This is a genomic window from Porphyrobacter sp. CACIAM 03H1 (assembly GCF_002215495.1).
Taxonomy (GTDB): domain Bacteria; phylum Pseudomonadota; class Alphaproteobacteria; order Sphingomonadales; family Sphingomonadaceae; genus Erythrobacter.
On sequence record NZ_CP021378.1, the window covers coordinates 1992053 to 2017019 of the forward strand.

Below are 24967 nucleotides of genomic sequence, written 5' to 3' on the forward strand. Positions count from 1 at the left end.
TCAGCTGTGGCGGTGTAATGTAAGGTCAGCCCAGCACCCGCGCGACGAACTCGTCCCAGATCGCCGGATTTGACGCGCCCACCAGCCCGGGCGCGTCATGCTGGTCGACGCGGTAGGCGCTGCCGTCGAGCCGCGCCGCCTTGCCGCCCGCCTCGTTCAGCCACAGCACGCCCGCCGCGTGGTCCCATGCGAGGGTGCGCTTGAAGCTGGAGATGTCGTTTTCCCCCAGGGCAAGGCGCGGATACTGCTCGGCTGCGCAGCGGGGAATGTCGACGAGGGTATAGTGGGGCGCGAGCTTCGCATCGACCATTGCGGATTGCTCGGGGGTTAGGAAGATGCGGCTGACGGCGGTGACGGGCGGTGTTTGCCCGGTGGTGCGGGCCGTGATGCGCGTCCCGTTCACGAAAGCCCCTTCGCCGCGACGGGCATGGCAGAAGCGGTCCTTCACCGGATCGTAGATCCACCCTGCGACAGCCTCTCCCGCGTCGGCAAGCGCGACGATGATGCCGAAAGGCTCCTTGCCCTCGGCGAAGTTCGCTGTGCCGTCGAGCGGATCGATGATCCAGCACTGGCCGGAGAGGTGATCGAGCACGCCCTTGTCGGCGTGCACTGCCTCCTCGCCGACGACGGCAACGCCGGGGGCGAGCTTCGTCAGCGCCTCGGTGAGAAAGGCCTCCACCTCGCGGTCGACCACGGTGACGGGATCGTCCGCTCCCTTCATCTCGACTTCGCCCGCAGCCAGATTGCGGAAGCGCGGCAGCATCGAACGCTGCGCGGCAAAGCGCATCAGATCGCGGATTTCGTCGTCGAGCGCGCTCAAGACCGGTAATCCGCGTTGATCGCGATGTAGCCATGGGTAAGGTCGCAGGTCCACACCGTGGCGCGGCCTTCGCCGAGCCCGAGGTCGACGGCGATGTCGATTTCCTCGCCCTTGAGGTGCGCGGCCACAGGCGCCTCGTCGTAGTCCTCGACCGGCACGCCGTCACGCGCCGCCCACACGCCGCCGAAGGCGATCGAGAGCCGGTCGCGGTCGGCCGGTTCGCCCGCCTTGCCCACCGCCATCACGACGCGGCCCCAGTTGGCGTCCTCGCCGGCGATGGCGGTCTTGACCAACGGCGAGTTGGCGACGGCAAGGCCGATGCGGCGGGCGCTTGCGTCACTGGCCGCGCCCGACACGCGGATGGTGACGAACTTGCGCGCGCCTTCCCCGTCGCGCACCACCAATTGCGCGAGTTCGCGGCACACGTCCGCGAGCGCGGCGGCGAAAGCATCCGCGCCCGGACTGTCCCAGCCCTCTATCCGCGCATTCCCCGCCTTGCCCGTCGCGAAGACCATCACCGTGTCGCTGGTCGATGTGTCGCCGTCGACGGTGATGCAGGAAAAGGTCTGGTCATTGGCACGCTCCAGCGCCTCCTGGAGAAAGGCCGGGGCGACGTCGGCATCGGTGAAGACATAGCCGAGCATGGTCGCCATGTCGGGGGCGATCATGCCGGAACCCTTGATGATCCCGGCAAGCTCGACCCGGACCGGGCCGATCATGGCACTGGCACCCGCGCCCTTGGCGAAGGTGTCGGTGGTGCCGATCGCGTTCGCCGCATCCTCCCATCCGCAGGCCGGGGCCTCGAGCGCGGCGGCGATCCCGGCCTGCGCCTTGTCGACCGGCAGCGGCACGCCGATCACGCCGGTCGAGGAGACGAACACCTCGTCGAGCGTGCAGCCCAGCGCCTCGGAGACCTGTGCCCGGATCGCCTCGACAGCGGCGCGGCCGCGCCAGCCGGTGAAGGCGTTCGAGTTGCCGGCATTGACGATCAGCGCCCGCGCGCGCCCGAGCTTCACTGCCTCGCGTCCGAGTTCGACCTCGGAAGAAGCGCAGGCGCTTTTGGTGAACACGCCTGCGGCGCTCGTGCCCTCGGCGAGTTCGGCGAAGGTCAGGTCGCAGCGGTCCCATGTCTTGTAGCGCGCCCGGGCCACGCGCAGCGTCACGCCAGCAATCGCGGGCAGGGGGGGGAAGGGGCGGGCGAGCGGGGAACGGTCGATCTGCATGGGTGTGGCCTCTAGGCCCGGGGCGCGGCGCAGTAAATCCGCGAAACCCGGTGGACGAAACGCGACCCATTCTCTATCTGCACATGACCATGACCCGGCGTCTCCTAGCCCTGCTGGCCCTGCTTACCGGCCTTGTCGCGATCGGCGGCACGGCCCAAGCGTCGGCGGCGTCGTCGCTGGCCGAGGCGCTGGCGTGCTCGTCCAGCGTTGCCGCCGCAAGCGGCACGGAGCACATGGCGGGCGAAAGCGTGGCGGTCCAGCCCGCGCCCGCAACGATCATCGCCACCCGCGCGGCAGAGGCTGCCTGCCCGCCGCCGGCGGAGCCCGAGGCGCTGCGCCTGCCGGTGCTGATGGGGATCGAACGCGCCTACGAATAGGCGCGCCCGAGCTTTCCCCCCGTGCTTTCCGCGCGCGTCGGACCCGCCGAGCCCGCGCGCGCCACCCTCCATAACCCGCTAGAGGCCCGCCCGCCGGGCTGCCGTGCGCATTAAAGGTTTGCCTTCATGTTCAATGCCATCGTCAAATCGGTCTTCGGTTCGTCTAACGACCGCTACATCAAGTCCGCGCGCAAGATCGTTGCACAGATCAACGCGCTGGAGCCCCAGATTCAGGCGCTCTCTGACGAGGAGCTGCAGGGCCAGACGGCCAAGCTGCGCGCCCTGATCGACGGCGGCGCCAAGCTCGACGACATCCTGCCCGAAGCCTTCGCCACGGTGCGTGAGGCATCGGTCCGCGTCTTCGGGATGCGCCACTTCGACGTGCAGCTGATCGGCGGCCTCGTGCTCCACCGCGGCGAGATCGCGGAAATGCGCACCGGCGAAGGCAAGACGCTGATGGCGACCCTTGCCGTCTATCTCAACGCGCTCGAGGGCAAGGGCGTCCATGTCGTTACCGTCAACGATTACCTCGCCCGGCGCGACGCGGCCGAGATGGGGCGGCTCTACAACTGGCTCGGCCTTACGGTCGGCGTGATCGTCCCCGGCATGCCCGAGGAATACAAGCGCGACGCCTACAACGCCGACATCACCTACGGCACCAACAACGAGTTCGGCTTCGATTACCTGCGCGACAACATGAAGCACGAGCGCGCGCAGATGGCGCAGCGCCCCTTCAACTTCGCAATCGTCGACGAGGTGGATTCGATCCTGATCGACGAGGCGCGCACCCCGCTGATCATCTCCGGCCCGACCGAGGACAAGTCCGAGCTTTACGTCGCACTCGATCAGGTGGCGCGCGAAATCCCGAAGGAATGGCTCGACATCGACGAGAAGGTGAAGCGCGTGCAGCTCACCGAGGAGGGAATGGAGGAGGTCGAAAAGCTGCTCATCGAGAAGGGCCTGCTTGCCACCGACAACCTGTTCGATGTCGAAAACACCCAGGTCGTCCACCATCTCGATCAGGCGCTCGTCGCCAACTTCGCCCGCAAGCGCGACACCGACTACATCGTCAAGGATGGCAAGGTCATCATCATCGACGAGTTCACCGGCCGCATGATGGATGGTCGCCGCTGGTCGAACGGGCTTCACCAGGCGGTCGAGGCAAAGGAAGGTGTGCGGATCGAGCCCGAGAACCAGACGCTGGCCTCGATCACCTTCCAGAACTACTTCCGGATGTATCCCAAGCTCTCCGGCATGACCGGCACGGCGGCGACCGAGGCGGCGGAGTTCTGGGACATCTACAAGGTCGGCGTGGTCGAGATCCCGACCAACCTGCCCGTCGCGCGGATCGACGAGGAGGACGAGTTCTACAAGAACACCGCCGACAAGTTCCAGGCCATCGCCCGCGCGATCAAGGCAAAGCAGGAGATCGGCCAGCCGGTGCTGGTCGGCACGGTCTCGATCGAGAAGAGCGAACTGCTCAGCCAGTATCTCGACAAGGAAGGCGTGAAGCACGCCGTCCTCAACGCCCGCTTCCACGAACAGGAAGCGCACATCGTCGCCCAGGCGGGCCGCTTCGGGGCTGTGACCATCGCCACCAACATGGCGGGCCGCGGGACCGACATCCAGCTCGGCGGCAATGTCGAATTCCGCATCAACGACGAACTCGCCGAGATACCCGAGGGGCCCGAGCGCGACGCGGCGATTGCCCGCATCCGCGCCGAAGTCGCCGAGGAGAAGGAGCGCGTCAAGGCGGCCGGCGGGTTGTTCGTGCTCGGCACCGAGCGGCACGAAAGCCGCCGTATCGACAACCAGCTGCGCGGCCGTTCGGGCCGCCAGGGCGACCCGGGCCTCTCGCGCTTCTACCTGTGCCTCGAGGACGATCTGCTGCGCATCTTCGGCCCCGACACGCTGTTCGCCAAGATGATGAACTCGAACCTCGCGGATGGGGAAGCGATCGGTTCCAAGTGGCTGTCGAAGGCGATCGAGACCGCGCAGAAGAAGGTCGAGGCGCGCAACTACGACATGCGCAAGCAGGTCGTGCAATACGACGACGTGATGAACGACCAACGCAAGGTGGTCTACGAACAGCGCGCCGAGATCATGGATTCGGAAGCCGTGGACGATGTGGTGGTCGACATGCGCCACGACACGATCAACGCCATCGTCGGCGCCGCCTGCCCGCCGGGCTCCTATCCCGAACAGTGGGACATCGAGAAGCTCAAGGCGCGCACCGAGGAGATCTTCGGCTTCCAGCCGCCCTACGACGAGTGGCTCGCCGAGGATGAGGTGGAGCCGGAACTGCTCGAGGAGAAGCTGCGGGCGCTCACCGACGGGATGATGGAGGAGAAGGTCACGGCATCGGACCCCTCGATCTGGCGGATCGTCGAGAAGGACGTGCTGCTGCGCCAGCTCGATCACCACTGGAAGGAGCACCTCGCCACGCTCGATGCGCTGCGCCAGGTGATCTGGATGCGCGGCATTGCCCAGAAGCAGCCGATCAACGAATACAAGCAGGAAGCCTTCGGCCTGTTCGAGACCATGCTCGATACCCTGCGCGAGGAGGTCACCAAGATCCTGTTCCGCGCCGAACTGCGGATCGAACAGCCCGCGCCGCAGGCCCTGCCGGAACTGCCCGACTTCCTCACCGGCCATATCGACCCGCTGACCGGGCTCGACAACTCGGCCGATGGCGACGGTTCGGAACTGCGTCCCGAGCTGTTCGGCTCGCTTGCGGGAAGCCCGCGCGCGGCGTTCGGGCCGGGCGGGGCCAACCCGGAAAACCCCTGGGCCAACCTCGATATCAGCCGCAACGCGCCGTGCCCCTGCGGTTCGGGCAGCAAGTACAAGCATTGCCACGGTGCGGTGGGCGCCTCCCAGAACGTCTGACGCCTGAGAGCGGGGGGCAATGATGATCGGAGCGGTTCCGGTGCTGCTGGCGCTCGCCTTCGGGGTGACGGCGCTGCTTTATGCCAGTGTCGGCTTCGGCGGCGGATCGACCTATTCGGCGCTGCTGGCGCTGTCGGACCTCGACTACCGGCTGATCCCGCTGGTCAGCCTCGCCTGCAATATCGTGGTGGTGACGGGCGGAAGCATCCGCTTCGCCCGCGCCGGCGTGACCCCGTGGAAGAAGGCGCTGGTGATCGTCGCCCTCGGCGCTCCGGCGAGCTTCCTCGGCGGCCTGACCCCGATCAGGGAGGCGACCTTCCTGATGCTTCTGGGCGGGAGTCTCGTTCTGACCGCGCTCACCATGCTGATGCCGGTGCGTGAGGGCGCCGGCGGCGCGCCGACATGGGCCGCGCGTCTCATGCCGCTCGCCGCCGCGCCGCTCGGCTATCTCGCGGGGCTGGTGGGGATCGGAGGAGGGATCTTTCTTGCGCCCCTGCTGCACATCGTGCGCTGGCACGAAGCGCGGGGGATCGCGGCAACCGCCAGCCTGTTCATCCTCGTCAATTCACTGTTCGGGCTGGCCGGGCAGATGGTCAAGAACGGCCCCGCGCTGTTCGGACAGGCGATCGGCGCGGCGCTTCCGCTGCTGCTCGCGGTGGTGATCGGCGGGCAGGTCGGCAGCCTGATGGCCTCCCGCCTGCTGCCGCAGCAATGGATCCGCTGGCTCACCGCGCTGTTGGTGCTGGTGGTGGGCGTCCGCCTGCTGTTCGGCGTCTAGGTTCAGGCGTCCGTCGGCACAGCCTGCCGCCGGATTGCCAACGCGAGGAACAAGGTCGCGGTGAAGGCCGCGTAGCCCGCAAGCAGGTTGGGCAGCAGCAGCGGCACCCCGGTGAACAGCATCGCATCGTTCCCGCCGGGCACCAGCGTCGCGCCGGTGCCCATCAGCAGCCCGCCGCCGCCTGCGCGCAGCCATTGGGAGAACGAGCCGGTGTGCAGCCGGAAGGTGCCGGCGACCACCGTCGCGATCGTCATCCCGGCGAACAGTGCGGCCAGCCCGACCACCGCCGGCAGGGCCCAGGCCTTGCCGTAAGCGATTTCCGCGATGCGGCTCGTGTAGACCCAATGACGGTCGAGCGCGAAAAGCAACCCCGATGCCGCGCCGATCAGGGTCATGGCTATCAGCGGTGACCATCCGCCGCGCGGCCTCTTCCAGCGCAGACGACGATGGATATAGCCCGCCGAAATCAGCGACAGCACGCTTCCGAGGATCAGCGCATCGGCGGCGTCGCGGGCAAGCGGCGAGATCACCACCGGGCGCTCCGGCAGCATCAGCGCCGCGCCCGACATGCTCGGCCCCAGAAGCAGCGCGGCGACGAACAGCGCGGCGAGGGTCGCGAGACGGGACACCTCTCCGGCGGTGAGCGCCGCGAGCGTGCCCAGCGCGCAGTGCCCGTTGACGAGCGAGCCGAGCCCGAACAGCACGCCGCCCGCGACCGCCAGCGCGTCGGGCGGGGCGCCAGGGATCGTCATGAACGGACTGGCCCCGAGCGCCTTGGCGAGCCCCATCACCACCATCGCGCTCGCTGCGGCGAGGAGGAAGCCCGCGAGGCGGTGCACCCGCCGCCGCTCGATCACCTCGCGCATCGCCCGCACCATGCAGACGCCGCTGCGCTGGCTGGAATAGCCGATCAGGAACATCAGGGCGATGGTTGCGGCAGGGTTCACGGCGGGCAGGATGAACCGCTCCGCCCGCCAAGGCAATCCGCCCCCTGCGGCCGCGCTGCCTCAGCCCACGAGCCGTCTCACTACCGCCTTCGACTTGCCGATCAGGCGCGGATAGGCCGATCCGTCCTTCAGCGTCTTGCACGCAAGCATGACAGGGTTGCTGCGCGCCAGCGATGCCGCCGGCCACTGGGTCTTCAGCGTCGCATCCAGCCCCAGTTTCGTGCCGATGTAGCGGTGATCGTAGGGCGGGGCGAAATCGCGGGTGCACCGGCTGCTGCCGAGGCCGAGTTCCCACGGGAAGGTGCCCCAGGCCTCGGCTTCGAGCCGCGTCGGGCGCTGCCACAGGAGGTCGACGACGCGTTCGAGGGCAGGCCTCACGTCGACATTGAGGAAGGACGTCTCGTCCAGGTCGACATTGGCGACAAAGGCGGCGACGGTTTCGTAGACCCGGTCGATGTTCCACGCCCGGACCTCTGCCGGCCTGCGCGCATCGGTGACCGGGAGCACGCGGCCGTCCTCGCGGCGATAGCCGAGCAGCGAACCCTCGCGGCCGGCGCAGAACATTTCGAACAGCGAATAGAGCTCGCGCGGGGCCACCTTGCCCAGTTCCTCGGGCACGCGGGGGGGCTGGTAGCCCCACGGGCCGTCATGGACTTCGCCGGCGTTTTCCGCGGCGTGACGGCGGGCATCGAAATAGAATCCGCTGCGCAGGCTCCCCCACCGGCTGCCGCTGAGGTCGAGCCCGAAGAACAGCCCATAGGCCGGGGCGACGCTGCGTTCGCGCTGCAATTCAATCAGCACGTCGTGCTGCGTCCCGCGCCAGCCCACGTCGACGACCGCGTGGGGGACATCGTCGAACAGGCCTTCCTGCCCGAGGTAGTCGAGCACCAGTTCCTTGTTCCGCTCGGCAAGTCGCCGCAGCGTCCCGTCGGCCTGCAGGCCCTCGAGCGTGGTCCGCAGGATCGTGCGGTCGCGCGTCCCGCTCCATTCCCTGCGGTCTGCGGCAGTGATCCGCTCGATCTGGTCCTGCTCCAGCCCGACGCGCTCGAGCAGTTCGGCATTGGTGAAGCCGGTCGCCGACTGGTAGATGACGCTGTACCACACGTGGGGGTTGGTATCGGGCCCGGACACTGCCGAGTTCCACGCCAGCCGGCTGGCATAGAGATAGCGCAGCTCCACGCGGTTGCGGAGCTTGGGCGCGAGTTGCAGCGCGATTTCCATCAGGATTTCGGCATCGCGCGAGAGGAAATAAAGCCGTTTGAGGCCGCGCTCCTCGACCTGCTGAAACAGCCACAGCACGAAGGATGTGAGCAGCGGGGCGATCACTCCGGCCGCGACATCGATCATCGCCTGATCGCGTCCCGATGCCGCCGGGATCGACGTGCGCGCCAGACGCGAGGCGCCCGCGAGGATCGCGGCTCGGCCGTCGGTCTCGTGGCGGAAGGACTCCAGTGCGCGTTCGTAGCGGTTGGGGTTGCCGGCTGTGACGAGCCTACCGGTCGCCCCCGCCTTCTGCGGCCCGCGCAGATCGGCGGCGGTGTCGTTGCCGAAATGGGTGATGGCGCGGGGGGAGACGCCCTCGGCTGCTGCGACGATTGCGAACAGGCGCCCGCCGCGCTTCTCGCAGCCGTGATCGTGCGAGACGTAGAGGCGGTCGCCATCCTCCCAGAAGCCATGCCGTTCGAGCTGTTCGCGGATGAAGTCCGACGGCAGATACATATCGGAGACGAAGGCGACGCCACGTCCTGCCTGTCTCGCCCCGGCCAGCAGCGGCCTCGCGCTCTCGACCGGACGCAGCGCGCGCGCTTCCTCGGCAATCTCCAGCGCCATCAGCTCCTGCGCGACCTCCGCCGACAGGCCCAGCGCCGCCGCAAGATCGGCATAGATCTCGCGCAGGCACATCGCATCGCCGTGAAGCGATCGGGCGCGGTGGTTCGCGGCCTCGCGGGTTCGCGCGAAGGCGTGGGCCGAGCAGGGAATCAGCCCGCGGCTTGCAGCGGCCCGGCCGAGCCGGTCGAAAATCTCGTGATGCGGGGTGACGCAGCGCACGAGCAGCGTCTCGAACACGTCGAAGGTCGTCAATCCGGCTGGCGAAGGCCGGGAAACGGGATGCAAATTGGCCCCGCCGGACGCGGCTTTCCCGCCGCCGATCTCCGGAAGCTGCGCAAAAGGCACGGCGATGCGGTGGTTCTCCATATCTTCCCCCGTTTGATGTGGACGAGCGGCTGCAGGCCGGATCCCTGCGCCGCGAGCCGCACCATCGCCTGTGCGGGGGTGCCTCGCCCGAACATAGGTTACCGGCCCGGCATTCAGTCGCCATTCAGTGACCATGGAGTTGAAATCGTGAAACTTTCAGGGGAATTTTCAATGATGTTTCGGGTGTCCTCGGCTGTCCTTGCCGCTCTCGCGATCGCGATGCCTGGCTTGGCGAAGGCACCGTCACCGGAGCAGGCCGACATTGTCGTGCGCGCCGGCGAGGCGGTCGACATGACCATCAACGACCAGCCCATGCGGTTCCGCCTGGCGCCCGATGCGATTTCCGTTCCGACCATCAATGCCGATGCCGCCGCAAGGGCCGGACTGAAGCCGAGCATGATCGGTTACATCTACGTCATTGGCCCGGAGAAGATCGCCTTCCGCACCGACAACGTGCGCTACGGCCCGCGCGATGCGTCCTTCCGCCGCCGGACCGCCTTCAGCGACAGACAGCTTGTTTCAGGCGCCGACGGCATTGCAGGCCCCGAATCCTTCCCCGCCGCGCGGACCACCTTCGTCCTGCGCGATCCGCGACCGGACGACCGCGCCGTCACCTTCCCTCTCGACCGCGAGATGGGCCGCAGCCAGACAAGCGTGCGGCTGGATGTCGGCGGCCGCCCGATCTACGCGGCCTTCAGTTTCGACCGGGCAGAGAGCCTCGTGACCGCAACGGGCGGGCGCTGGATCGCCGATGCCAATGGCGGGCAGTTCTCCGGGGGGGCGCGCGCGGCACCGATCCTCTACGGCGTATCGCGCCCCGTCCGCCCGCTCGAACTGGCACGCCCGCTGATGCTCGGGGAACTGGAGATCCGCAATCTCGCCGTGCGGGTCTCGGACATGGGGAGCGCGGAGGGCATAGCCGAAGGGGCGTCCGCCGAGCAGGACCCCAACGAGATCGTCGTGACCGGCGACAGCAAGCGCAAGGTTCCCAACCAGCGGCTCTATATCGGCATGGACACGATCGGGCACTGTGCCTCGATCACCTATGACTTCGCGGCAGGCAGGGTGACCTTGATGTGCCCTGCGCAGCCGCGATCCGCCGCACCGCGCTGAACCGCGCAGGCAGGAATTCGGTCTGGGGTCTGGAAGAAAGTGGCTCCCCGAGTAGAATCACAAGGCGCTTTCAGTGCCAGTCAGTCACGGCCTGTAAATCCATTGAATTATTGAAATTAATTAAAAGCCTCTGCCGCTATCGGCCATTGCCATTCACTCATAACCGCCCTAAAGTGTGGGTAAGAATGTGGGGATAATGTCATGGGCAAGCTGACAGTCGCTAAGGTGAAAAACGCTAAGCCGGGTATCGGCAAGAATGGCCAGCCGATCAAAGCGACCTTTCAGGACGGGGAGGGCCTTTTCCTGAATTGCGCCCCGACCGGTGCAAAGTCTTGGATTTTGCGTGTGCAGGCCGATGGCAAGCGGCGGGACATTGGCCTCGGGGCTGCCGATGTTGACGGCGCTGGGCGCGAGGCTTTCGGGGCTGGGGATGATCGGCTAGGGGAAGCCTCGCTGATGCTCAAGCGCTCGCTCACGTTGGCAGAGGCTCGCGAAAAGGCAGCCGCCCTGCGCAAGCTGGCCAAGGCTGGGGCAAATCCGGTGCTGGAGCGCGACCGCAAGCGTAAGCGGGTCCCGACTTTCGCCGAGGCCATGAAGGCCGCCCATGAGGCTCTAAAGGCGGGCTGGAGCGAAAAGACAGCCAAGGCCTTTGAAACGTCGCTTGCAGACCATGCCCTGCCCAAGCTGGGAGCGCTTAGGGTGGATGCGATCGGCAGCGCCGAGGTTATCGGCGCGCTCGCCCCGATCTGGACGGAAAAGCCGATGATGGCGCGCAAGGTGCGGAGCCGCATCGGGCAAGTGCTGGCCTATGCCAAGGCCCAAGGCTGGCGCGCCGAGGCGTTGCCCGATGTGCGGGAACTGCGCTCGGGCCTGTCCAAGCAGAAGGCTGGCAAGCACTTCGAAGCCGTGCCCTTTATCGAAGTGCCCGCGTTCTTTGCGGGCGAGTATGCCAAGGGCAACGCGGCTGGCCGATCTGCGCTGCTGTTCGCTATCCTGACAGCGGCCCGCTCTGGTGAGGCGCGGCAAGCGACATGGGAACAGATTGATCTGGAGGCCCGCACTTGGACCCTGCCAGCCGAACTGATGAAAATGAAGCGCCCTCACGTTGTCACCCTGTCCGATGCGGCGGTGGCGCTGCTGGAGGCCTACACCCCCGAGGACATGCGCGAGGGCCTGATTTTCCGAGGCGCGCGCGGCAAGCCTCTTACCGACATGGCGCTTTCCATGATTATGCGCAGCGCGGGCCGGACAGAGACCGTCCACGGCTTCCGTTCCTCTTTCAGGGATTGGGCAGCCGAGAAAATGCCGACCATCCCCGCTATGGTGGCGGAAATGGCGCTGGCGCACAAAGTCGGCACCGCAACCGAACAGGCCTATCTGCGCAGCGATCTGCGCGACATGCGCCGCGCCTTGATGGATGCATGGGGCCGCCACGTTGCTCCCCAGCTGTCCGGCGTCGCCGATAACGTGACCGCGATCGGGAAGGCTGCCGCGAATTAGGCTGCAAAGCCAATCAATCACTCGGTGGCTGCCAGCCTCGCAGTTATGCCTCTGCCCAGAGGCGCAGTGCACCGCACGTGACCGTGAACGATTTCATCGCCAAGTGGGGCGGCGTGACCGGCGGGGCCGAGCGCGCCACCCTCGGTCAGTTTATCAATGACCTTTGGCAAGCCCTAGCCCTGCCCATTCCCGTGGCTGCGGATTGCAGCCCTTTCTCGTTCTGCTAGAGCATCCTCCTGGGTCACGCGCGGGGTGTCCTGGCTGCGGATTGCAGCCCTTTCTCGTTCTGCTAGAGCCTCGCCGTCCGTGCGCACCTTCAGGAGAACGCTGCGGATTGCAGCGCTTTCTCGTTCTGCTAGAGCGCCTCAAGCCGCGCGATCAGTTCATCCCTGCTGCGGATTGCAGCCCTTTCTCGTTCTGCTAAAGCGCACTCTCCGCGGCGCCCTCACCGGAGACAGCTGCGGATTGCAGCCCTTTCTCGTTCTGCTAGAGCCGGGGTCTGCCTGTAATGGCGGGGCGTGGCGCTGCGGATTGCAGCCCTTTCTCGTTCTGCTGGAGCTGCTCTCGCGTAACTGACTGGAAGCGCGAGGGCTTTGGAGCGGTTACGGTGCCATACGCCCAGCGACGGGATCACGCCCGATGCCACCAGAACACGGGCGCAGGCGGTGCGCACGATGGCATAGCCATAGTTGAGCAGTGCATTGGCATTATCGGCGCCGCGATCCCCGCGGAATGCCTTGCCGAACAGTTTCGGCCAGTAGCACTGTGCGCCCTAGGCCTCCAGATTGTCCGGATCACCATGGCGCACTCGGCTGGCGAGGGCGGTAAGGCCCGCATCGTCCCGGCCGGCCGCCTTGAGCACGCGACCCTTCTGGCGCAGCTTGGCCGCGACCATCGCCTGCCACAGCCGCTCGTGCAAGGGCGCGCTTGTCTCCACCTGCGCACAGTGCCGATGCGTTAGCGAATGGTGCCCGTCCATCGGCAGCATCATGCCTGCCGGCAGATGATCGCACCCCATCACGACAATAGTGGCGCCGGCCGCCAGACGTTCAATGAACATCGCTTGGGTGTAGCTGGCGCGCCCATTGTCGATTACGAGCACGCCCAGGTCCTCGATTGGAACGGTCGCTCTCGGAATCTCCGGCCGCTCGATCACCAACTGCCGGTGCGCGACCGACAGACGCCTGCCCCGCGCGCGATCTCGATCCTCTTCTTCAGCATCAGTCCCGCGCCGGGCGGATGCGGCCGATGGGATCGACCGAAACCTTGCGCCCGCCGGACTTCAGGATGGATGCGGCAGTGGGGCGGAACACGCTGCTGCCAGTGGCATCCTCGGCCCGCCACAGCACAATTTGGCCACCCGCCCAAACGCCATGCACGATCCACAGCCCTTGCAGCTTGCCATCAGGAAAGGAAAGCGTGTCCCCCTGCGCCAGTGACATTACCAGCGGTGCCTCGTTCAGTGATTTGCGGATCACCGGAGTGTGTTTGCGCAACCTGTGGGCTGCTTCGAACAGGCTCACGATCTCGGTTTCCACCCGGCCGCCGGCATGGCGAAACACGGCCATGTGATGGTTGTTGCCCAGATCGGCATGGCCGTTTTTCAGGCGTGCCATCAGCTTCTGCTGCTGTTTCAAACGGATGCGCACCTTGCGGATCGGCGCGCCGCCTTCGGAGACAGTGGGATAGCCGTTCACATACGCCTTTTTCGGGTCGCCGCCATGCGCTTCGATCCAAGCGCGCACTCGGTCGCGCACATGCGCATCGGGCCAGGCATCATCGTCGGCCAAGAGGGATTTGGTCAGCGCTTCCAAAGGCTTTCGCGTCACGAACCAGCGATAGGCGATCCCGCCGGTGCCATCGACCGGGCCGGCATCGCCATAGGTGGTATCCTTGTGCAGTGAGCCAGAGACCTTGCGGCGGACGCGGTGCGAGACGACGATCTCGGCGACCTTTCGCTCGGCTTGGTGCCGAACATTGGCGAACGGCGGATCGAGCCGCGGCTCGGGCTGCGGTGTGGCCGAATCGCGCGCCTGGAACCAGCGCGACAGGCGCTGGGTGTAACCGGGGTGCGCCAGTGCCACCACCAGCGCGTCGATGGCGTGGTGGCGATGGTCAGCACGGGCCTTCTCCCCGCTGTCAGACAAAATGCCGTTCAGGCCCCAACTGTGACGCAGCCGGGATGTGACCCGGCCCGAAAGCGTGGCCACCCGCACCTCGCTGGCCTGGCCCAGATCGGGGAACAGCATTTTCAGGAACCCTACAGCCTGGCGGGCGGCATAGCCGGTATCGGTGAGCTGGCGGGCGGCGAAATCGGCCGGGATTTCCCTTGCCGCGAAACGGCGGGCCTTGATCGTCACGCGCCCCTTGGGTCCAGCAAAGCCGCGAACCCTTTCGAGTGCAGCCTCCCACCCATCCGGATCATGCTCGAATACTTCGAACGGCGTGCGGTTGGCCTTTTTCAGGTTGAAGTCGCGGTGACAGAGCGTCTTGTTGACGAAGCTGTCGTCCAGCGACCGCCAGCGGGGCCAGATGTGTTCCACCTGAAACTCCCCGCGATGAAACAGGGCAGCAAAGTCGATCATCTGCCCCGTGTAAGGACATTGGCGATTGCACTCCTGCCACAGCAGCCATTTCTCGATGTCATCGCGGCTTGGATGGGCAATGCCACATTTCTGGAGCTCCTCGCTGGCTTTCTTGCGCTCCTTCTCACGGTCCCGGTTACGCTTCAGGTCCTCCGCTCGCTCGCGCGCCGATTTGCCCACCTCGCGCGCCACCTCAACGCGGATGCGATCCGGCCGACCGTAGACGGCGATCAGGTTGTTCACCACCTTGCGCAGTTCATTCTGGACGCGCAGCACGGTTGGGTTGCGCACCGCTTTCTGCCGATTGATTTCCTCGCGGCTGTTGCCGGGCGTAGGCAGACGATCCACCCAGCTGCCGGTAGGCTGCAGCCGGTTCGGGAAGGTACTGGCGCGCCAGCCCTCCTCCTCCGGGCTGGCGAGCAACGCGCCAAAGACCGCACCCTCTTGTAGGCGAGGCAGGAATTTCCAAAGGGCGTCTTCCGAGAACGGCTCCCACCCAGGTGCAAAGGTTAGCGCGGTAAGACTTTCGGCCTGCTCCGCGCTCAGTCCGAAATCTGCCATGAGGCGCTCCCGCTCCGCTGCGCGTGCCTTCCGCCGCTCTGCCTCGCGCCGAATGACGATACGGTCGCCAATCTGGTCATAATCGGCGGCATAGAGGCGGGCATGAATCTCACGGCGTATCCGGTCTCGATAGGCTGCATCGGCGTCCCAGCGGTCGCCCATGATGCTGGCTAGGCGGCTTTCCAGCCTGTTACCCACCAGTCCCTTTTCGCCGCCGCGTTCCAGATTAAACGTTGGCTTTTCCGGCAGATCATGCTTGCGCCAATAGAGCTTCAGGTGCCGACGGATACCGCCCCAACTCACGCTGTCCTTTTTGCGTAGCAGTGCGAGCAGCGCGGCTCGCTCCCGGTCATCCAGCGGGCGGTCATTGCTTTCCTCGATGCGCAGATTGTTGAGCTTTTCCAGCATGCGCTTTTCCTGTGCGACCCAGGAGGCCGAGGCCGCGAGACCGGCGCGGGGCACGAAGCGGCACTCTCCGAGCGTGGACTTTCGCCAGAACACCGACTTCTGGTTGAAGATTGTCTGCTCAAGTGCGGTGACAAAATCAGCATCGCGCAGTTTTGCACAATGCGGCGCTTGCGCCGCGATGATCGCGCGAAACTCGGCGACGACATCTTCCCGGGCGAAATGATGCCCGCGCCGGCGCTCTATGCGTTCGGGGATGGCCGCAATGTAGGCACCAAGCGTGAGGCCCGAAGCCTTGAGGGCGCTGCGATCCTTCTCCCGCTGGGATGCCGCCCTTTGTTCCTCTGCACTCGCCGCCTCACAGTTGTCCTCATCGGCTGCGGCTGCGTCCTCAAGATCGCGGCCCCGGAAATGGCGACGCTGCGCAAGGTGATAGAGCGCGCGGCCAAGTTCGAGAGGAGAGAGGTGCTCGCGGGTGGCTTTGGCCCGCAACATCCATGGGTTTAGGGCCATGACCTCAGCCCATGCTGATTCTGCTTTCTTGCTGAATTCAGGCAGCAGGCCAGCCTCGAAAAGAAACTGGTTGAGATCGCGTCGTCTTGTGCGTCGCCGCCGCAGCTGTCGCCGCATCATGCGTCGTTTCCGTCGTTCCTGGTTTAACGGAATGCCGTCTGGGTCGCGCGCTTCTGGAAATATGCGAACCCCTAAGTGCAGAACCTCGCCGGCTTCGGCTGTGCTGTCCATTCTGATGATGGCCGACCCGATCGAGGTGGTGCCGATGTCAAAACCGAAGACGAGTTCTGATGGCACACTTGACCTCCCGCCGTATGTTGCTACCGTTAATTTCTAGCAGAACGAGATGGGGCTGCTTTTCGCAAGCAAATGTCTCTTCGTGTGGGTTCGGCATCCCAAAGACACCGCCGGTTCATTGCGGCGCTTTCGTTAATCGAAGGCGCCGCAATCTACTTCGGTTGAGTGCTGCCTCCCGTATTTGTCAGACCCCAGACGGTTCTCTTGCCAGACAAAGCCATGATGGGCCACCCAGTGCGCTGAGCTGTCCCGGAACTGGGATATCCGCTTCAAGGGCTATGATCAATAGATGGTCTATCGCCTAACCAAGCTCAATTGCACAAGAAATCCGCGCCGCGGGGATAATGACCTTGGGCTGGCAACCACACTATCCTTTAGCCGATCACAAATTGCGAATTCGGCGAGTTGCTCGACGCCGGAACAGCTAAGCTCAGCTTTCGGACCTGATCGAAGTGGAACGCGCCAAGGCCGCGCGCGTCGGCATTGTTGACCGGCTCCACCGGCAAATCGACGCCGAGTTGCAGCCGCCTACGGCTAGCCAGCCAATCTGCCCCCACCGAGATTGTTGCGCGGCAGGTGGCATTGAACGCTGAGCGCGCGGCAGAGGAAAAGGCAGGCAAGGTCCGCTGGCTGCGCCCGGAGTATCAAATCCCTCGTTTTGGCGCGAAGGGTGCGTGAATAGGGGATAAGTCCCTGATTGAAGGCAAACGGGCTTGCACGTTCCCGAACTGTTCCTAATCTGTTGATGGAGTAGAGCAGGTGCGGTTCGCCCCGACAGGGCGGCTGGATGCTCCACCTGTTCGGCAGAATAGGATGGTGCCCCATGCCCTTCGAGAACCCGCTGCATGACTCTGCCAAGCGGATAATCCGCTTTCCGGCGGTGCAATTCCCCAAGACCTGGCCCAAAGCGCCCTCGCAGTATGTCTTTATCTTTGAGGCCATAAATCTTGTCGGGTCGGCAATTCTTGCGCCCGATTGGACCGGCGAGGAACTCTCGGCCATATCTTGGATTGAAAGTCCAAAAGCCGAACGAAAGCGGGCACAAACTTTTCGGCCTTCGCCTCCAATCCCTCACAGTCTTTCCAATCCAAGGCCCCGCCAGCCCATAAGGCATGCACCAATAGAGCACGTTTTGGACTGGAAGGCAGAGAAGTTACACGAGCAGTGGGAGGCGAATAGGAGGGCGGCTGAACGACTCAATAAGAGCGTAGACTGGATCGCACAGAAATGCCGTGATGGGGAATTGAGATCATTTTACAGACTACGTGTCGGCGGCGGACCCGTCATGCCAATGAGCGCTCACGAGTGGAACGTAGACATTCCTTTGATTACATTCGTAAGCAATGGGGGAAACAATCGCTTTTGCCGCGATCTGAAAAGCGCTGGCCCCTTTGATACGTTCGTTTTTTTCGAGAAAGACGAGCTGCTGAATGTGTTGAGACTCGAGCCCGATGCGCCATTAGTCGTCAGCGAGGCCGATCTGTCGCGTCTATCGTTATATCTGCAAGGCGCTGTCCGGCTTGCGCTAAGAAACGGCTATACGAGCCGAAAAGCCTGCGAAACTAATCCTGTAAGAGAGGCAGAGATTAGGGGCGCATGGCCTGACTTGTTTCCCGGCATTACAATTTCAGACAATGCCGTTGAAGCCATCACAAGGGTGATCGGCTTCCCCGACAACCGATCGATCGGAACAGGTCTGCGCGCCAAAGCAAAAAAAGGGGGGGGACGCTGAAAGCCTAGCTTTTCAGCCATTCGTAGCGGGGGTGCCCCCCCTATTTCGGGCAAATCTGGCCTTGCCCTGCCCCCCTATAGGCTTTGCCCGAGTGGGCCTTGTGCCCCGATAATCGTCCGGTGCCGTGCAGGTAATCCCGCCTGCCGCACAAAGGACGATGCCGATGACCCCCGAACAATCCCCCGAACCCTTAGCCTATAGCGTGGCGGATGCCTGCCGCGTTTCGAGCATAGGCCGCACCCGCTTGTATCAGCTGATTGGCGAAGGTCGCTTGCAGGCCCGCAAAATCGGCAAGCGCACCCTGATCCCGGCAGCCAGCCTGCGCGCTCTGATCGATGGGGAGGGCTGACCGATGCCGAGTTTTCCGCATCCAGAGAAGGAAGCCCCGCTGGCTGGCACCGGCGGGGCTTCGCGCGATAGCTTTGCAGGCCTGTCGCATGAACTCTCTAGCCTCGCTCACCAGCGGGCGCAATTCCTGATGCTTGCCCATGCGATCCGCCCTGACATGGCGGTGATGCTCGGGGCGCTGATATTTGACGGGGGCGCGCAATGACCGGTGCCCGCGAATTGACGCTTGCGCTCGGCGGGCGCTGGCATGGCCGCTACGGGGCCGCGCCCTGTCCTATGTGCCAGCCGGACCGGCGAAGGGACCAGAACGCCTTAACCCTGTCCGATGGCCGATCGGGTCTCTTGCTCCACTGTAAGCGCGCAGCTTGCGACTTTTGCGACATTCTGGCGGCGGCTGGGGTAATTGATGGCAACTATCGCGCGCTCGATCCGGCAGACTTCGCCAAGCGGGCTGCCGAGGCCAAGGTGCAGGCAGCGCGGCGGGCAGAGGCAGCGCACCAGCTGTGGAGCGAGGGCCTGCCGATCGATGGCACTCCAGCCGAGACCTATTTGCGGGGGCGGGGCATTTCCTGCCCCTTGCCCGATCGGCTGCGCTTCCACCCGCATTGCTGGCACGGCCCGAGCGGTGCCCGTTTCCCCGCAATGGTGGCGCTTGTCGAAGGGGGCTCGGGCTTCGCCGTGCACCGCACCTATTTGCGGCCCGATGGCCGCGGCAAGGCTGGCCTAGCGGGCGGTGACAAGCTGATGCTCGGCGCGACTGCTGGGGGCGCTGTAAGGCTCTCTGGCGGCGCTGTGCGGGTGGCTATCACTGAGGGCATTGAAAGCGGCCTGTCTCTGCTGTGCGGGCTTTTGGCGGGGCCTGTGGCGGTGTGGGCCGCGCTCTCCACCAGCGGCATGCGCGCGCTGCGCTTGCCCGAGCAATCGGGGCAGCTGGTGATTGCGGGCGATGGCGACCAGCCAGGGCGCGAGGCCGCGCATGTGCTGGCCAATCGGGCGCATGCGCTGGGCTGGCGCGTGTCCCTGATCGATCCCGGCGAGGGTGCCGACTTCAATGACATTCTAACCGGAAAGGCGGTGGCAGCATGACCTTGCTACCGATCCCCGAAACCCCCTTCGAAGCCGAGGGGCCGCAACCGCTGGTGCGGGCGACGCCCCCCAGCGCTCCCTATCCTGTCGCAGCGGTCGGGCCGCTTCGCGCGGCTGTGGAGGCGGTGCAGGGCATGACGCTGGCCCCTGTCGCAATCGCGGCGCAATCCGCCCTGGCGGTGGCTTCGCTGGCGGTGCAAGGCTTTGCCGATGTGGAAACGCTGGGGGGCGCGCGGCCTGTCGGGATTTATTTCCTGACAGTCGCAAGATCCGGCGAGCGCAAATCCGCCTGCGATCGGCCTTTTCTCGGAGCAATACGCGCGCGCGAGCGCGAGGACGCAATTGCGCACCGGGCAGACCGTGACGAGTGGAAGCGGCGGCATGCGATCTGGAAAGCCAGCTATGACGGTATAGTTTCCGGAAGCCGTAAAAAGGGCGATCGGGCGGCGTCAGAGGCAGAATTGCGCGCCCTTGGCCCCGAACCTCAGCCGCCTGCGCTTACCGATCGGACCGTTAGCGAACCGACCTTCGAAGGCCTCACGAAACTGTTTGCCGAGGGGCAACCGAGCCTAGGCCTGTTTTCCGACGAAGGCGGACAATTCCTCGGCGGGCATGCCATGAACAGCGAGAACCGGCAAAAGACCCTCGCTGCCTTCAATGCCCTTTGGGATGGCCATGCGATCAAGCGGACCCGCGCGGGCGACGGGCACCAGTCGCTTTATGGGCGGCGGCTCGCCATTCACCTTATGGTGCAGCCGAGTGTCGCGCGGGCTTTCATGGCCGATCCGCTGGCGGCTGATACGGGTTTTCTGCCCCGTTTCCTGATGTGCGAGCCGCCGAGCACTATCGGCACCCGCTTGCATGCCAATGCCAAGGAAAGCCCCTCAGCACTGGCCAGCTTCGAAAGGCGGCTGGGAGATATTCTCGCAACCCCTATGCCGATCGATGCCGACACAGGGGGGCTCCAGCTGCGCTGCCTGCCACTCTCTGGCGAGGCGCGGGAAATGCTAGCGCACTATCATGACAGCGTGGAGCGCTCGCAGGCACTCGGGGGCGATATGGCGAACCTCACGGGCACCGCTTCCAAGTCCGCAGAGCAAGCGGCGCGTCTCGCTGGGGTGCTGACACTCTGGCGCGATCTGGAGGCGCTGGAGGTTGCGGCTGCTGACATGGCAAGCGCGATCGAACTAGCCCGCTTTTATCTGCTGAAGGCTGCGCGGCTCGCCGAGGTCGCGAACGTGTCGGCAGATATTGACCGCGCCGAACAATTACGCGGCTGGCTGCTGGAACGCTGGCCCGAGCCCGAGGTGCTGGTGCGCGATGTGGTGAACAGGGGGCCTAACGCCTTGCGAGATAGCCCCAAGGCTCGGGCGGCCCTGTTGCTGCTGGAACAGCATGGCTGGCTTGTCCGACTGGACGCGGGAACCGTAGTGCGCGGCTCCAGCCGCAAAGAAGCTTGGCGCGTGATCCGATCGGGCGGCGCTGGCTGATGAACCCGGACCCCCTGCGACACCTGCGACTTTCGCGACATGGGCCAGCCGAGCCGATGGTTTGTCGCAATTGTCGCGAGTGTCGCAAGGGGCGACTTGATCGAAAGGTGATGATGGAATGACAGCGAAGGCAAGCAAGACAAAGGCCGCTGGGCAGGCAGGCAAGGACCAGCTTTCAGTGGCCGCCGAGCCCGGCAAAAGTGCTGAACGCTGCCGTGCTGATGTTGCACTAGACCCGGCTGCGCACGGCATGGCGGCAACCCGCATGTTCGCTCGGGGCAGCTTTGGCGATTTGGACACAACAGCGCTATTCGAGTCTCACAGGGACAAGGTGGCGAAAGCCGCTGGCTGCGACCTGTCGCATCAGAAAATGATGCTGGCTGCGCAAGCGGATGCGCTCAATTCGATTTTCACGGAAATGGCGCGACGGGCTGCCCTCAATATGGGCGAATATCTCGGAGCGACCGAAACCTACATGCGGCTCGGGCTCAAGGCACAATCGCAATGCCGAGCGACAATCGAAGCGCTGGAGCGGCTTTCAAGCGGGCGGGTGCAGACCGTGAAGCACGTTCACGTAAACGAGGGGGGGCAAGCGATTGTCGCCGATCAATTCCACCAGCACACGGGGGGCAGCGAAAATGGAAAATCAAACGAACAACCCCATGCAACCGGAACCGTTGGCGAAAGCCCCGCGCTGCTTGGCGCGGACCCGCAAGGGAACGGAGTGCCAATCCCCAGCGGTGAAAGGCAAAGCCCGATGCCGCATGCACGGGGGCAAGGGCAGCGGCGCGCCGAGGGGCAACCGTAACGCCTTCAAGCACGGTGGGCGATCGGATGAGGCGCGGCGATGTCAGGACTTGATTCGGATGCTGGCGCGAGATCGTGAGGTCTAATTTTCGAGACCCACTATGGCTGGAGCGGTAGCAAGGCATCTATCTCAACAACAAGCTGTCCTTCTGTGAGAGACCGCAGAACGGTCAATAAGCTGCGTTTGCGTCATCTTGGCTGCGCGCTTGTTTGTCATGCCGCGCTAATCCCTGTGGCACTAAACGCGGGAGCAAGCGCGCTGGCGTTTCTGCAAAACTAGAGCGTCACGCCCGGCGTGCTTGTGCCGCGAAGGAGGCACGAAGACCAACCTGCGGACTTTTGCTATGGCTGCAGGAAACCCAGGAACGGGGTCAACATTGACGAAGGACATCAATGCAACTCGATTGGTCCCAAAAATGAGTTGCCGTGTCAGCTAGCTGTGTTAACTTTTTCCTCTGTCTTTCTGGCTTCATATTGGGGGTGGTTCAATGAAGGCGTATCCGTTCTTGACAGCAGCCGCAAGTCTAGCGGCCTTTGTGTCGCCTGCGAATGCTAGCGCAGCGGAGTTGTTGTTTGAATTAAGTGGCCCGACAAGCGCCTCATGGTTTCTAAATGAGAATCAAACGCCTTCAGTTTTTACAAACAATAGGACTGTCATCAGGGGAGTAAGCGGAACGATTAATCAGGCAAACCAAGTTTTCGATCTTCACTTTTGGATTCAGAACGAAGACGTAAACGGGGGCGGTTTCATTTTACTTAATGGAAACCGGATTGCAGAATACAGCGGCATCCAGCTATTCTCCGGCCCAACATCCGCGCCCAGATTTGCCGCTGGGACGTTCAGTTTGACAAGCGTGGATGGCCGAGGCTTTACGCTTAATGTAAGCGAAGTCCCCGCAGTTCCTGAGCCCGGAACTTGGCTGATGATGATAATTGGTTTGGGTTTCACCGGTGGTGCGATTCGCTTCGCAAAGCGGCAGCAGAGCGTAACAGTTTCTTACGCTTAATCATCTTGGTGGTTTGATCTGGAGCGCCGCTCGAGAAACACTGCGGTCTTTTTGGTTTTGAAATCTCAAAGATCCCAGCAACGTCGGCCTTCGCAATGGTTCAGCCAATCGCCGAAAAGCTGTCATGCATTCGCCGTGACGTAACCATCGCCCACTCACCGTGAGACTAGACCGAGTGCGCAATGTGGGGGGAATTGTGGGGAAAGGTTGCAGCTTAAAAAGGTAAAGCTTTGATTCCCAAATGTAAAATAAAGAAAAATGGCTCCCCGAGTAGGATTCGAACCTACGACAACTCGATTAACAGTCGAGGGCTCTACCGCTGAGCTATCGGGGAGCAACCAGCAGCCGAAACCGCTGGCAGAGGCGCGCCTATATGTGGCGTAAAACGGGATTGCAAGAGGCTTTTGGCCGGTCCTTGGATGATCCTCAGGCCGTCACGAACTGTTCCGCCACGATCCGCTCCTCGAGGCTCTGGCCGGGGTCGAACAGCAGGGTGAGGTCGCAGTCGCGCGCGATCTCGAGCCGCACCTCGGCGATGTCGCGCAGTTCCTTCTGGTCGGCCACCGCCGCGACGGGGCGCTTGGCGGGGTCGAGCACCTTGAGGATGATCTTCATCCGGTCGGGCAGGATCGCCCCCCTCCAGCGGCGCGGGCGGAAAGGGCTGATCGGGGTGAGGGCGAGCATCTTGCTGTCGAGCGGCAGGATCGGCCCCTGTGCCGAGAGGTTGTAGGCGGTCGATCCGGCGGGCGTCGCCACCAGCACCCCGTCGCACACCAGCTCGCGGATGCGCACGCGGTCGCCCACGGTGACCTCGATCTTGGCGGTCTGGCGGGTCTCGCGCAGCAGCGAGATCTCGTTGATCGCGCTCATCACGTGGGTCTCGCCGTCCTGCGTCACCGCCTCGACCCTGAGCGGCGAGATCGTCCAGTGGCGTGCCTTGTTGACCTTGGCGGCGATTGCGGCGCGCCGGTCGTAGCGGTTCATCAGGAATCCCACGGTGCCGAGGTTCATCCCGTAAGCCGGGATCACCCGCCCCGCATCGAGCATGGCGTGGAGCGTCTGGAGCATGAAGCCGTCGCCGCCGAGCACCACCACGGCATCGGCCTCGTCGAGCGGCACCCATTCGCCCTGGGCGAGCAGCGCGTCGTAGGCCTCGGCCGCGCGCGGGGTGTCCGACGCGAGCAGCGCCAGCCGCTGATAGGTCATGCCGTTGCTCGCCATTCGTCCCCCTCCGGCAGAAAAGCGGCGCGAATTGGGTTATCCCCGACGCCGTGCCAGGCGGTTGCCCTGATGTGCCATATCGGCTCGGATTGCAATTGATGCGAGGCAGGCGCGCGATCAAGGGTTAAGGGAGGGCGGGGCAAAGAGGAGCGTGATGGAACAGGGTCGGACATCCTTGCGCGCACCGGCAACGCGCGGGCACCTGCCCGGCGTGCGACCGGGCGTGCTCGAGGCCGATCTGCTGCGCGCGCTCGACCGGCGCGAGATCGAGGTGCTGTTCCAGCCGCAGTTCTCCTGCGTCACGGGCGCGGTGACGGGGGCAGAGGCGCTGGCCCGCTGGCGGCACCCGACGCTGGGGCCGATCGGGGCGCGCGACCTGTTCGCCGTGGCCGAACGCGCGGCGCTGGTCGCCCCCCTGTCGCGCCACGTCGTCGCCCGTGCGCTGGAAGATGCCGGCACCTGGCCCGAGGGGCTGACCCTGTCATTGAACATCACGCCCGAGGAACTGGGCGACCCGCGCTTCGCCGCCGATTTCGCCGCGCTCATCGGCCAGTCGGACATCACCCCCCAGCGGCTGATGCTCGAGATCACCGAGGACCTGCTGCTGCGCAACCTCGCCCAGGCGGCGAGCGCGCTGAAGGCGCTGCGCGGCCTCGGCTTCCGCACCGCGCTCGACGATTTCGGCGCGGGGTTCTGCAATTTCCGCTATCTGCGCGAGCTGCCTCTCGATGTGCTGAAGCTCGACAAGGTGATGGTCGAAGGGGTGCCCGGCGATCCCACCGCGCTGGCGGTGTTCCGCGCGATCGTGCAGCTCGGCAAGGCGCTTGGCCTCGCGATCTACGCCGAGGGGATCGAGACCGAGATCCAGCGCTCCGCGATTACCGCTGAAGGCTGCGATTGCTGGCAGGGCTTCCTGCGCGCCCAGCCGATGCCGAGCGAGAGTGTGCTGGCGCTGGCCCGCACCGCGCGGGGGATGGGGCACGGGTAGAGCGCGGGGCAGCCGACGATAGCGGTGTCGTCAGCCCTCGCCGGCCATTTACGACTCCTGGAGAAACCTGCCGAATTCGCCGGG

At 64.7% G+C, this 24967-nt stretch carries 23 protein-coding genes and 1 tRNA gene; 15 read left to right on the forward strand and 9 right to left on the reverse strand.

Features of this window, described 5'->3' with window-relative positions:
* Positions 1-25: 25 nt before the first annotated feature.
* Both CBR61_RS09515 and argJ read right to left on the reverse strand, forming a co-directional pair.
* Positions 26-820, reverse strand: coding sequence for an inositol monophosphatase family protein (locus CBR61_RS09515; protein WP_233996694.1), 795 nt, complete (start codon positions 818-820; stop codon positions 26-28).
* A complete protein-coding gene (gene argJ / locus CBR61_RS09520; RefSeq protein ID WP_088914141.1) occupies positions 817-2043 on the reverse strand; it encodes a bifunctional glutamate N-acetyltransferase/amino-acid acetyltransferase ArgJ in 1227 nt (408 codons plus the stop codon). The genes CBR61_RS09515 and argJ overlap by 4 nt, the downstream gene beginning before the upstream one ends.
* An 89-nt stretch (positions 2044-2132) precedes the next feature.
* Between argJ and CBR61_RS09525 the strand changes: the two genes are divergently transcribed.
* The 3 genes from CBR61_RS09525 (at position 2133) to CBR61_RS09535 (ending at position 6087) form a co-directional block, all read left to right on the forward strand.
* The gene (locus CBR61_RS09525; protein WP_157696550.1) at positions 2133-2420 is read left to right on the forward strand and encodes a hypothetical protein; all 288 of its coding nucleotides are present in this window, start codon (positions 2133-2135) and stop codon (positions 2418-2420) included.
* 126 nt (positions 2421-2546) lie between these two features.
* Entirely contained in the window at positions 2547-5309 is a 2763-nt protein-coding gene (gene secA / locus CBR61_RS09530) for a preprotein translocase subunit SecA (RefSeq protein ID WP_088914143.1), read from the forward strand.
* A 22-nt stretch (positions 5310-5331) separates the two neighbouring features.
* Positions 5332-6087: a sulfite exporter TauE/SafE family protein gene (locus CBR61_RS09535; RefSeq protein ID WP_088915559.1), complete on the forward strand. Its 756-nt coding sequence runs from the start codon at positions 5332-5334 to the stop codon at positions 6085-6087.
* 2 nt (positions 6088-6089) lie between these two features.
* On the opposite strand, the gene CBR61_RS09540 is transcribed toward CBR61_RS09535, so the two are convergent.
* Together CBR61_RS09540 and CBR61_RS09545 are read right to left on the reverse strand one after the other, a co-directional pair.
* Entirely contained in the window at positions 6090-7034 is a 945-nt protein-coding gene (locus tag CBR61_RS09540) for a YeeE/YedE thiosulfate transporter family protein (RefSeq protein WP_088914144.1), read from the reverse strand.
* 60 nt (positions 7035-7094) lie between these two features.
* Positions 7095-9230, reverse strand: a complete 2136-nt coding sequence (locus tag CBR61_RS09545; RefSeq protein WP_157696551.1) for a hypothetical protein — start codon at positions 9228-9230, stop codon at positions 7095-7097.
* Positions 9231-9401: 171 nt separating this feature from the next.
* Here CBR61_RS09545 and CBR61_RS09550 point away from each other — a divergent pair, with 171 nt between their 5' ends.
* From CBR61_RS09550 to CBR61_RS17300, 3 genes are all read left to right on the forward strand, one after another.
* On the forward strand, positions 9402-10343 hold the full coding sequence (locus tag CBR61_RS09550; protein WP_088914146.1) for a hypothetical protein: 942 nt from the start codon (positions 9402-9404) through the stop codon (positions 10341-10343).
* Positions 10344-10544: 201 nt separating this feature from the next.
* A complete protein-coding gene (locus CBR61_RS09555; protein ID WP_088914147.1) occupies positions 10545-11843 on the forward strand; it encodes a tyrosine-type recombinase/integrase in 1299 nt (432 codons plus the stop codon).
* A gap of 83 nt (positions 11844-11926) precedes the next feature.
* Positions 11927-12070 (forward strand): hypothetical protein, encoded by a 144-nt coding sequence (locus CBR61_RS17300; protein WP_420705651.1) that lies wholly within the window; start codon positions 11927-11929, stop codon positions 12068-12070.
* Positions 12071-12288: 218 nt separating this feature from the next.
* Here the strand turns inward: CBR61_RS17300 and CBR61_RS17305 are convergent, their stop codons facing one another.
* Genes CBR61_RS17305 through cas9 form a run of 3 tightly spaced genes read right to left on the reverse strand, consistent with a single transcriptional unit; the run spans position 12289 to position 16204 of the window.
* A complete protein-coding gene (locus CBR61_RS17305) occupies positions 12289-12591 on the reverse strand; it encodes a CRISPR-associated endonuclease Cas1 (protein WP_420705703.1) in 303 nt (100 codons plus the stop codon).
* A gap of 24 nt (positions 12592-12615) precedes the next feature.
* Positions 12616-13098 carry a CRISPR-associated endonuclease Cas1 gene (locus CBR61_RS09565; RefSeq protein WP_324616835.1) on the reverse strand — a complete coding sequence of 161 codons (483 nt, stop codon included), beginning with the start codon at positions 13096-13098 and terminating at the stop codon, positions 12616-12618.
* Positions 13064-16204 carry a type II CRISPR RNA-guided endonuclease Cas9 gene (gene cas9, locus CBR61_RS09570; protein WP_088914149.1) on the reverse strand — a complete coding sequence of 1047 codons (3141 nt, stop codon included), beginning with the start codon at positions 16202-16204 and terminating at the stop codon, positions 13064-13066. Before cas9 ends, CBR61_RS09565 begins: the two co-directional genes overlap by 35 nt.
* Positions 16205-17027: 823 nt before the next feature.
* Between cas9 and CBR61_RS16815 the strand changes: the two genes are divergently transcribed.
* The 8 genes from CBR61_RS16815 (at position 17028) to CBR61_RS09600 (ending at position 22674) form a co-directional block, all read left to right on the forward strand.
* Entirely contained in the window at positions 17028-17936 is a 909-nt protein-coding gene (locus CBR61_RS16815) for a hypothetical protein (protein WP_157696553.1), read from the forward strand.
* 163 nt (positions 17937-18099) lie between these two features.
* Positions 18100-18285 carry a helix-turn-helix domain-containing protein gene (locus CBR61_RS09575; protein WP_088915560.1) on the forward strand — a complete coding sequence of 62 codons (186 nt, stop codon included), beginning with the start codon at positions 18100-18102 and terminating at the stop codon, positions 18283-18285.
* A 3-nt stretch (positions 18286-18288) separates the two neighbouring features.
* Positions 18289-18489 carry a hypothetical protein gene (locus tag CBR61_RS09580; protein WP_088914150.1) on the forward strand — a complete coding sequence of 67 codons (201 nt, stop codon included), beginning with the start codon at positions 18289-18291 and terminating at the stop codon, positions 18487-18489.
* Positions 18486-19370 (forward strand): DUF7146 domain-containing protein, encoded by an 885-nt coding sequence (locus tag CBR61_RS09585; RefSeq protein ID WP_088914151.1) that lies wholly within the window; start codon positions 18486-18488, stop codon positions 19368-19370. Before CBR61_RS09580 ends, CBR61_RS09585 begins: the two co-directional genes overlap by 4 nt.
* A complete protein-coding gene (locus CBR61_RS09590) occupies positions 19367-20860 on the forward strand; it encodes a YfjI family protein (RefSeq protein ID WP_088914152.1) in 1494 nt (497 codons plus the stop codon). The genes CBR61_RS09585 and CBR61_RS09590 overlap by 4 nt, the downstream gene beginning before the upstream one ends.
* 118 nt (positions 20861-20978) lie before the next feature.
* A complete protein-coding gene (locus tag CBR61_RS16820; RefSeq protein WP_157696554.1) occupies positions 20979-21668 on the forward strand; it encodes a hypothetical protein in 690 nt (229 codons plus the stop codon).
* Positions 21601-21753: a hypothetical protein gene (locus CBR61_RS17310; protein ID WP_420705652.1), complete on the forward strand. Its 153-nt coding sequence runs from the start codon at positions 21601-21603 to the stop codon at positions 21751-21753. Before CBR61_RS16820 ends, CBR61_RS17310 begins: the two co-directional genes overlap by 68 nt.
* 402 nt (positions 21754-22155) lie before the next feature.
* Complete coding sequence (locus CBR61_RS09600; RefSeq protein ID WP_088914154.1) at positions 22156-22674, forward strand: PEPxxWA-CTERM sorting domain-containing protein; 519 nt, start codon at positions 22156-22158, stop codon at positions 22672-22674.
* 259 nt (positions 22675-22933) lie between these two features.
* Here the strand turns inward: CBR61_RS09600 and CBR61_RS09605 are convergent.
* A tRNA-Asn gene (locus tag CBR61_RS09605) sits at positions 22934-23008 on the reverse strand.
* A gap of 92 nt (positions 23009-23100) precedes the next feature.
* Positions 23101-23895, reverse strand: a complete 795-nt coding sequence (locus CBR61_RS09610) for an NAD kinase (RefSeq protein WP_088914155.1) — start codon at positions 23893-23895, stop codon at positions 23101-23103.
* A gap of 154 nt (positions 23896-24049) precedes the next feature.
* On the opposite strand from CBR61_RS09610, the gene CBR61_RS09615 reads away from it, so the two are divergent.
* Positions 24050-24883, forward strand: a complete 834-nt coding sequence (locus CBR61_RS09615) for an EAL domain-containing protein (protein WP_088914156.1) — start codon at positions 24050-24052, stop codon at positions 24881-24883.
* Positions 24884-24967 lie beyond the last annotated feature (84 nt).

Coding starts and splice junctions, on each gene's coding strand:
- argJ (WP_088914141.1), bottom strand. CDS start 2,043: ATGCAGATCGACCGTTCCCCGCTCGCCCGCCCCTTCCCCCCCCTGCCC.
- CBR61_RS09525 (WP_157696550.1), top strand. CDS start 2,133: ATGACCCGGCGTCTCCTAGCCCTGCTGGCCCTGCTTACCGGCCTTGTC.
- secA (WP_088914143.1), top strand. CDS start 2,547: ATGTTCAATGCCATCGTCAAATCGGTCTTCGGTTCGTCTAACGACCGC.
- CBR61_RS09535 (WP_088915559.1), top strand. CDS start 5,332: ATGATCGGAGCGGTTCCGGTGCTGCTGGCGCTCGCCTTCGGGGTGACG.
- CBR61_RS09545 (WP_157696551.1), bottom strand. CDS start 9,230: ATGGAGAACCACCGCATCGCCGTGCCTTTTGCGCAGCTTCCGGAGATC.
- CBR61_RS09550 (WP_088914146.1), top strand. CDS start 9,402: ATGATGTTTCGGGTGTCCTCGGCTGTCCTTGCCGCTCTCGCGATCGCG.
- CBR61_RS09555 (WP_088914147.1), top strand. CDS start 10,545: ATGGGCAAGCTGACAGTCGCTAAGGTGAAAAACGCTAAGCCGGGTATC.
- CBR61_RS16815 (WP_157696553.1), top strand. CDS start 17,028: ATGCCCTTCGAGAACCCGCTGCATGACTCTGCCAAGCGGATAATCCGC.
- CBR61_RS09575 (WP_088915560.1), top strand. CDS start 18,100: ATGACCCCCGAACAATCCCCCGAACCCTTAGCCTATAGCGTGGCGGAT.
- CBR61_RS09580 (WP_088914150.1), top strand. CDS start 18,289: ATGCCGAGTTTTCCGCATCCAGAGAAGGAAGCCCCGCTGGCTGGCACC.
- CBR61_RS09585 (WP_088914151.1), top strand. CDS start 18,486: ATGACCGGTGCCCGCGAATTGACGCTTGCGCTCGGCGGGCGCTGGCAT.
- CBR61_RS09590 (WP_088914152.1), top strand. CDS start 19,367: ATGACCTTGCTACCGATCCCCGAAACCCCCTTCGAAGCCGAGGGGCCG.
- CBR61_RS16820 (WP_157696554.1), top strand. CDS start 20,979: ATGACAGCGAAGGCAAGCAAGACAAAGGCCGCTGGGCAGGCAGGCAAG.
- CBR61_RS09600 (WP_088914154.1), top strand. CDS start 22,156: ATGAAGGCGTATCCGTTCTTGACAGCAGCCGCAAGTCTAGCGGCCTTT.
- CBR61_RS09610 (WP_088914155.1), bottom strand. CDS start 23,895: ATGGCGAGCAACGGCATGACCTATCAGCGGCTGGCGCTGCTCGCGTCG.
- CBR61_RS09615 (WP_088914156.1), top strand. CDS start 24,050: ATGGAACAGGGTCGGACATCCTTGCGCGCACCGGCAACGCGCGGGCAC.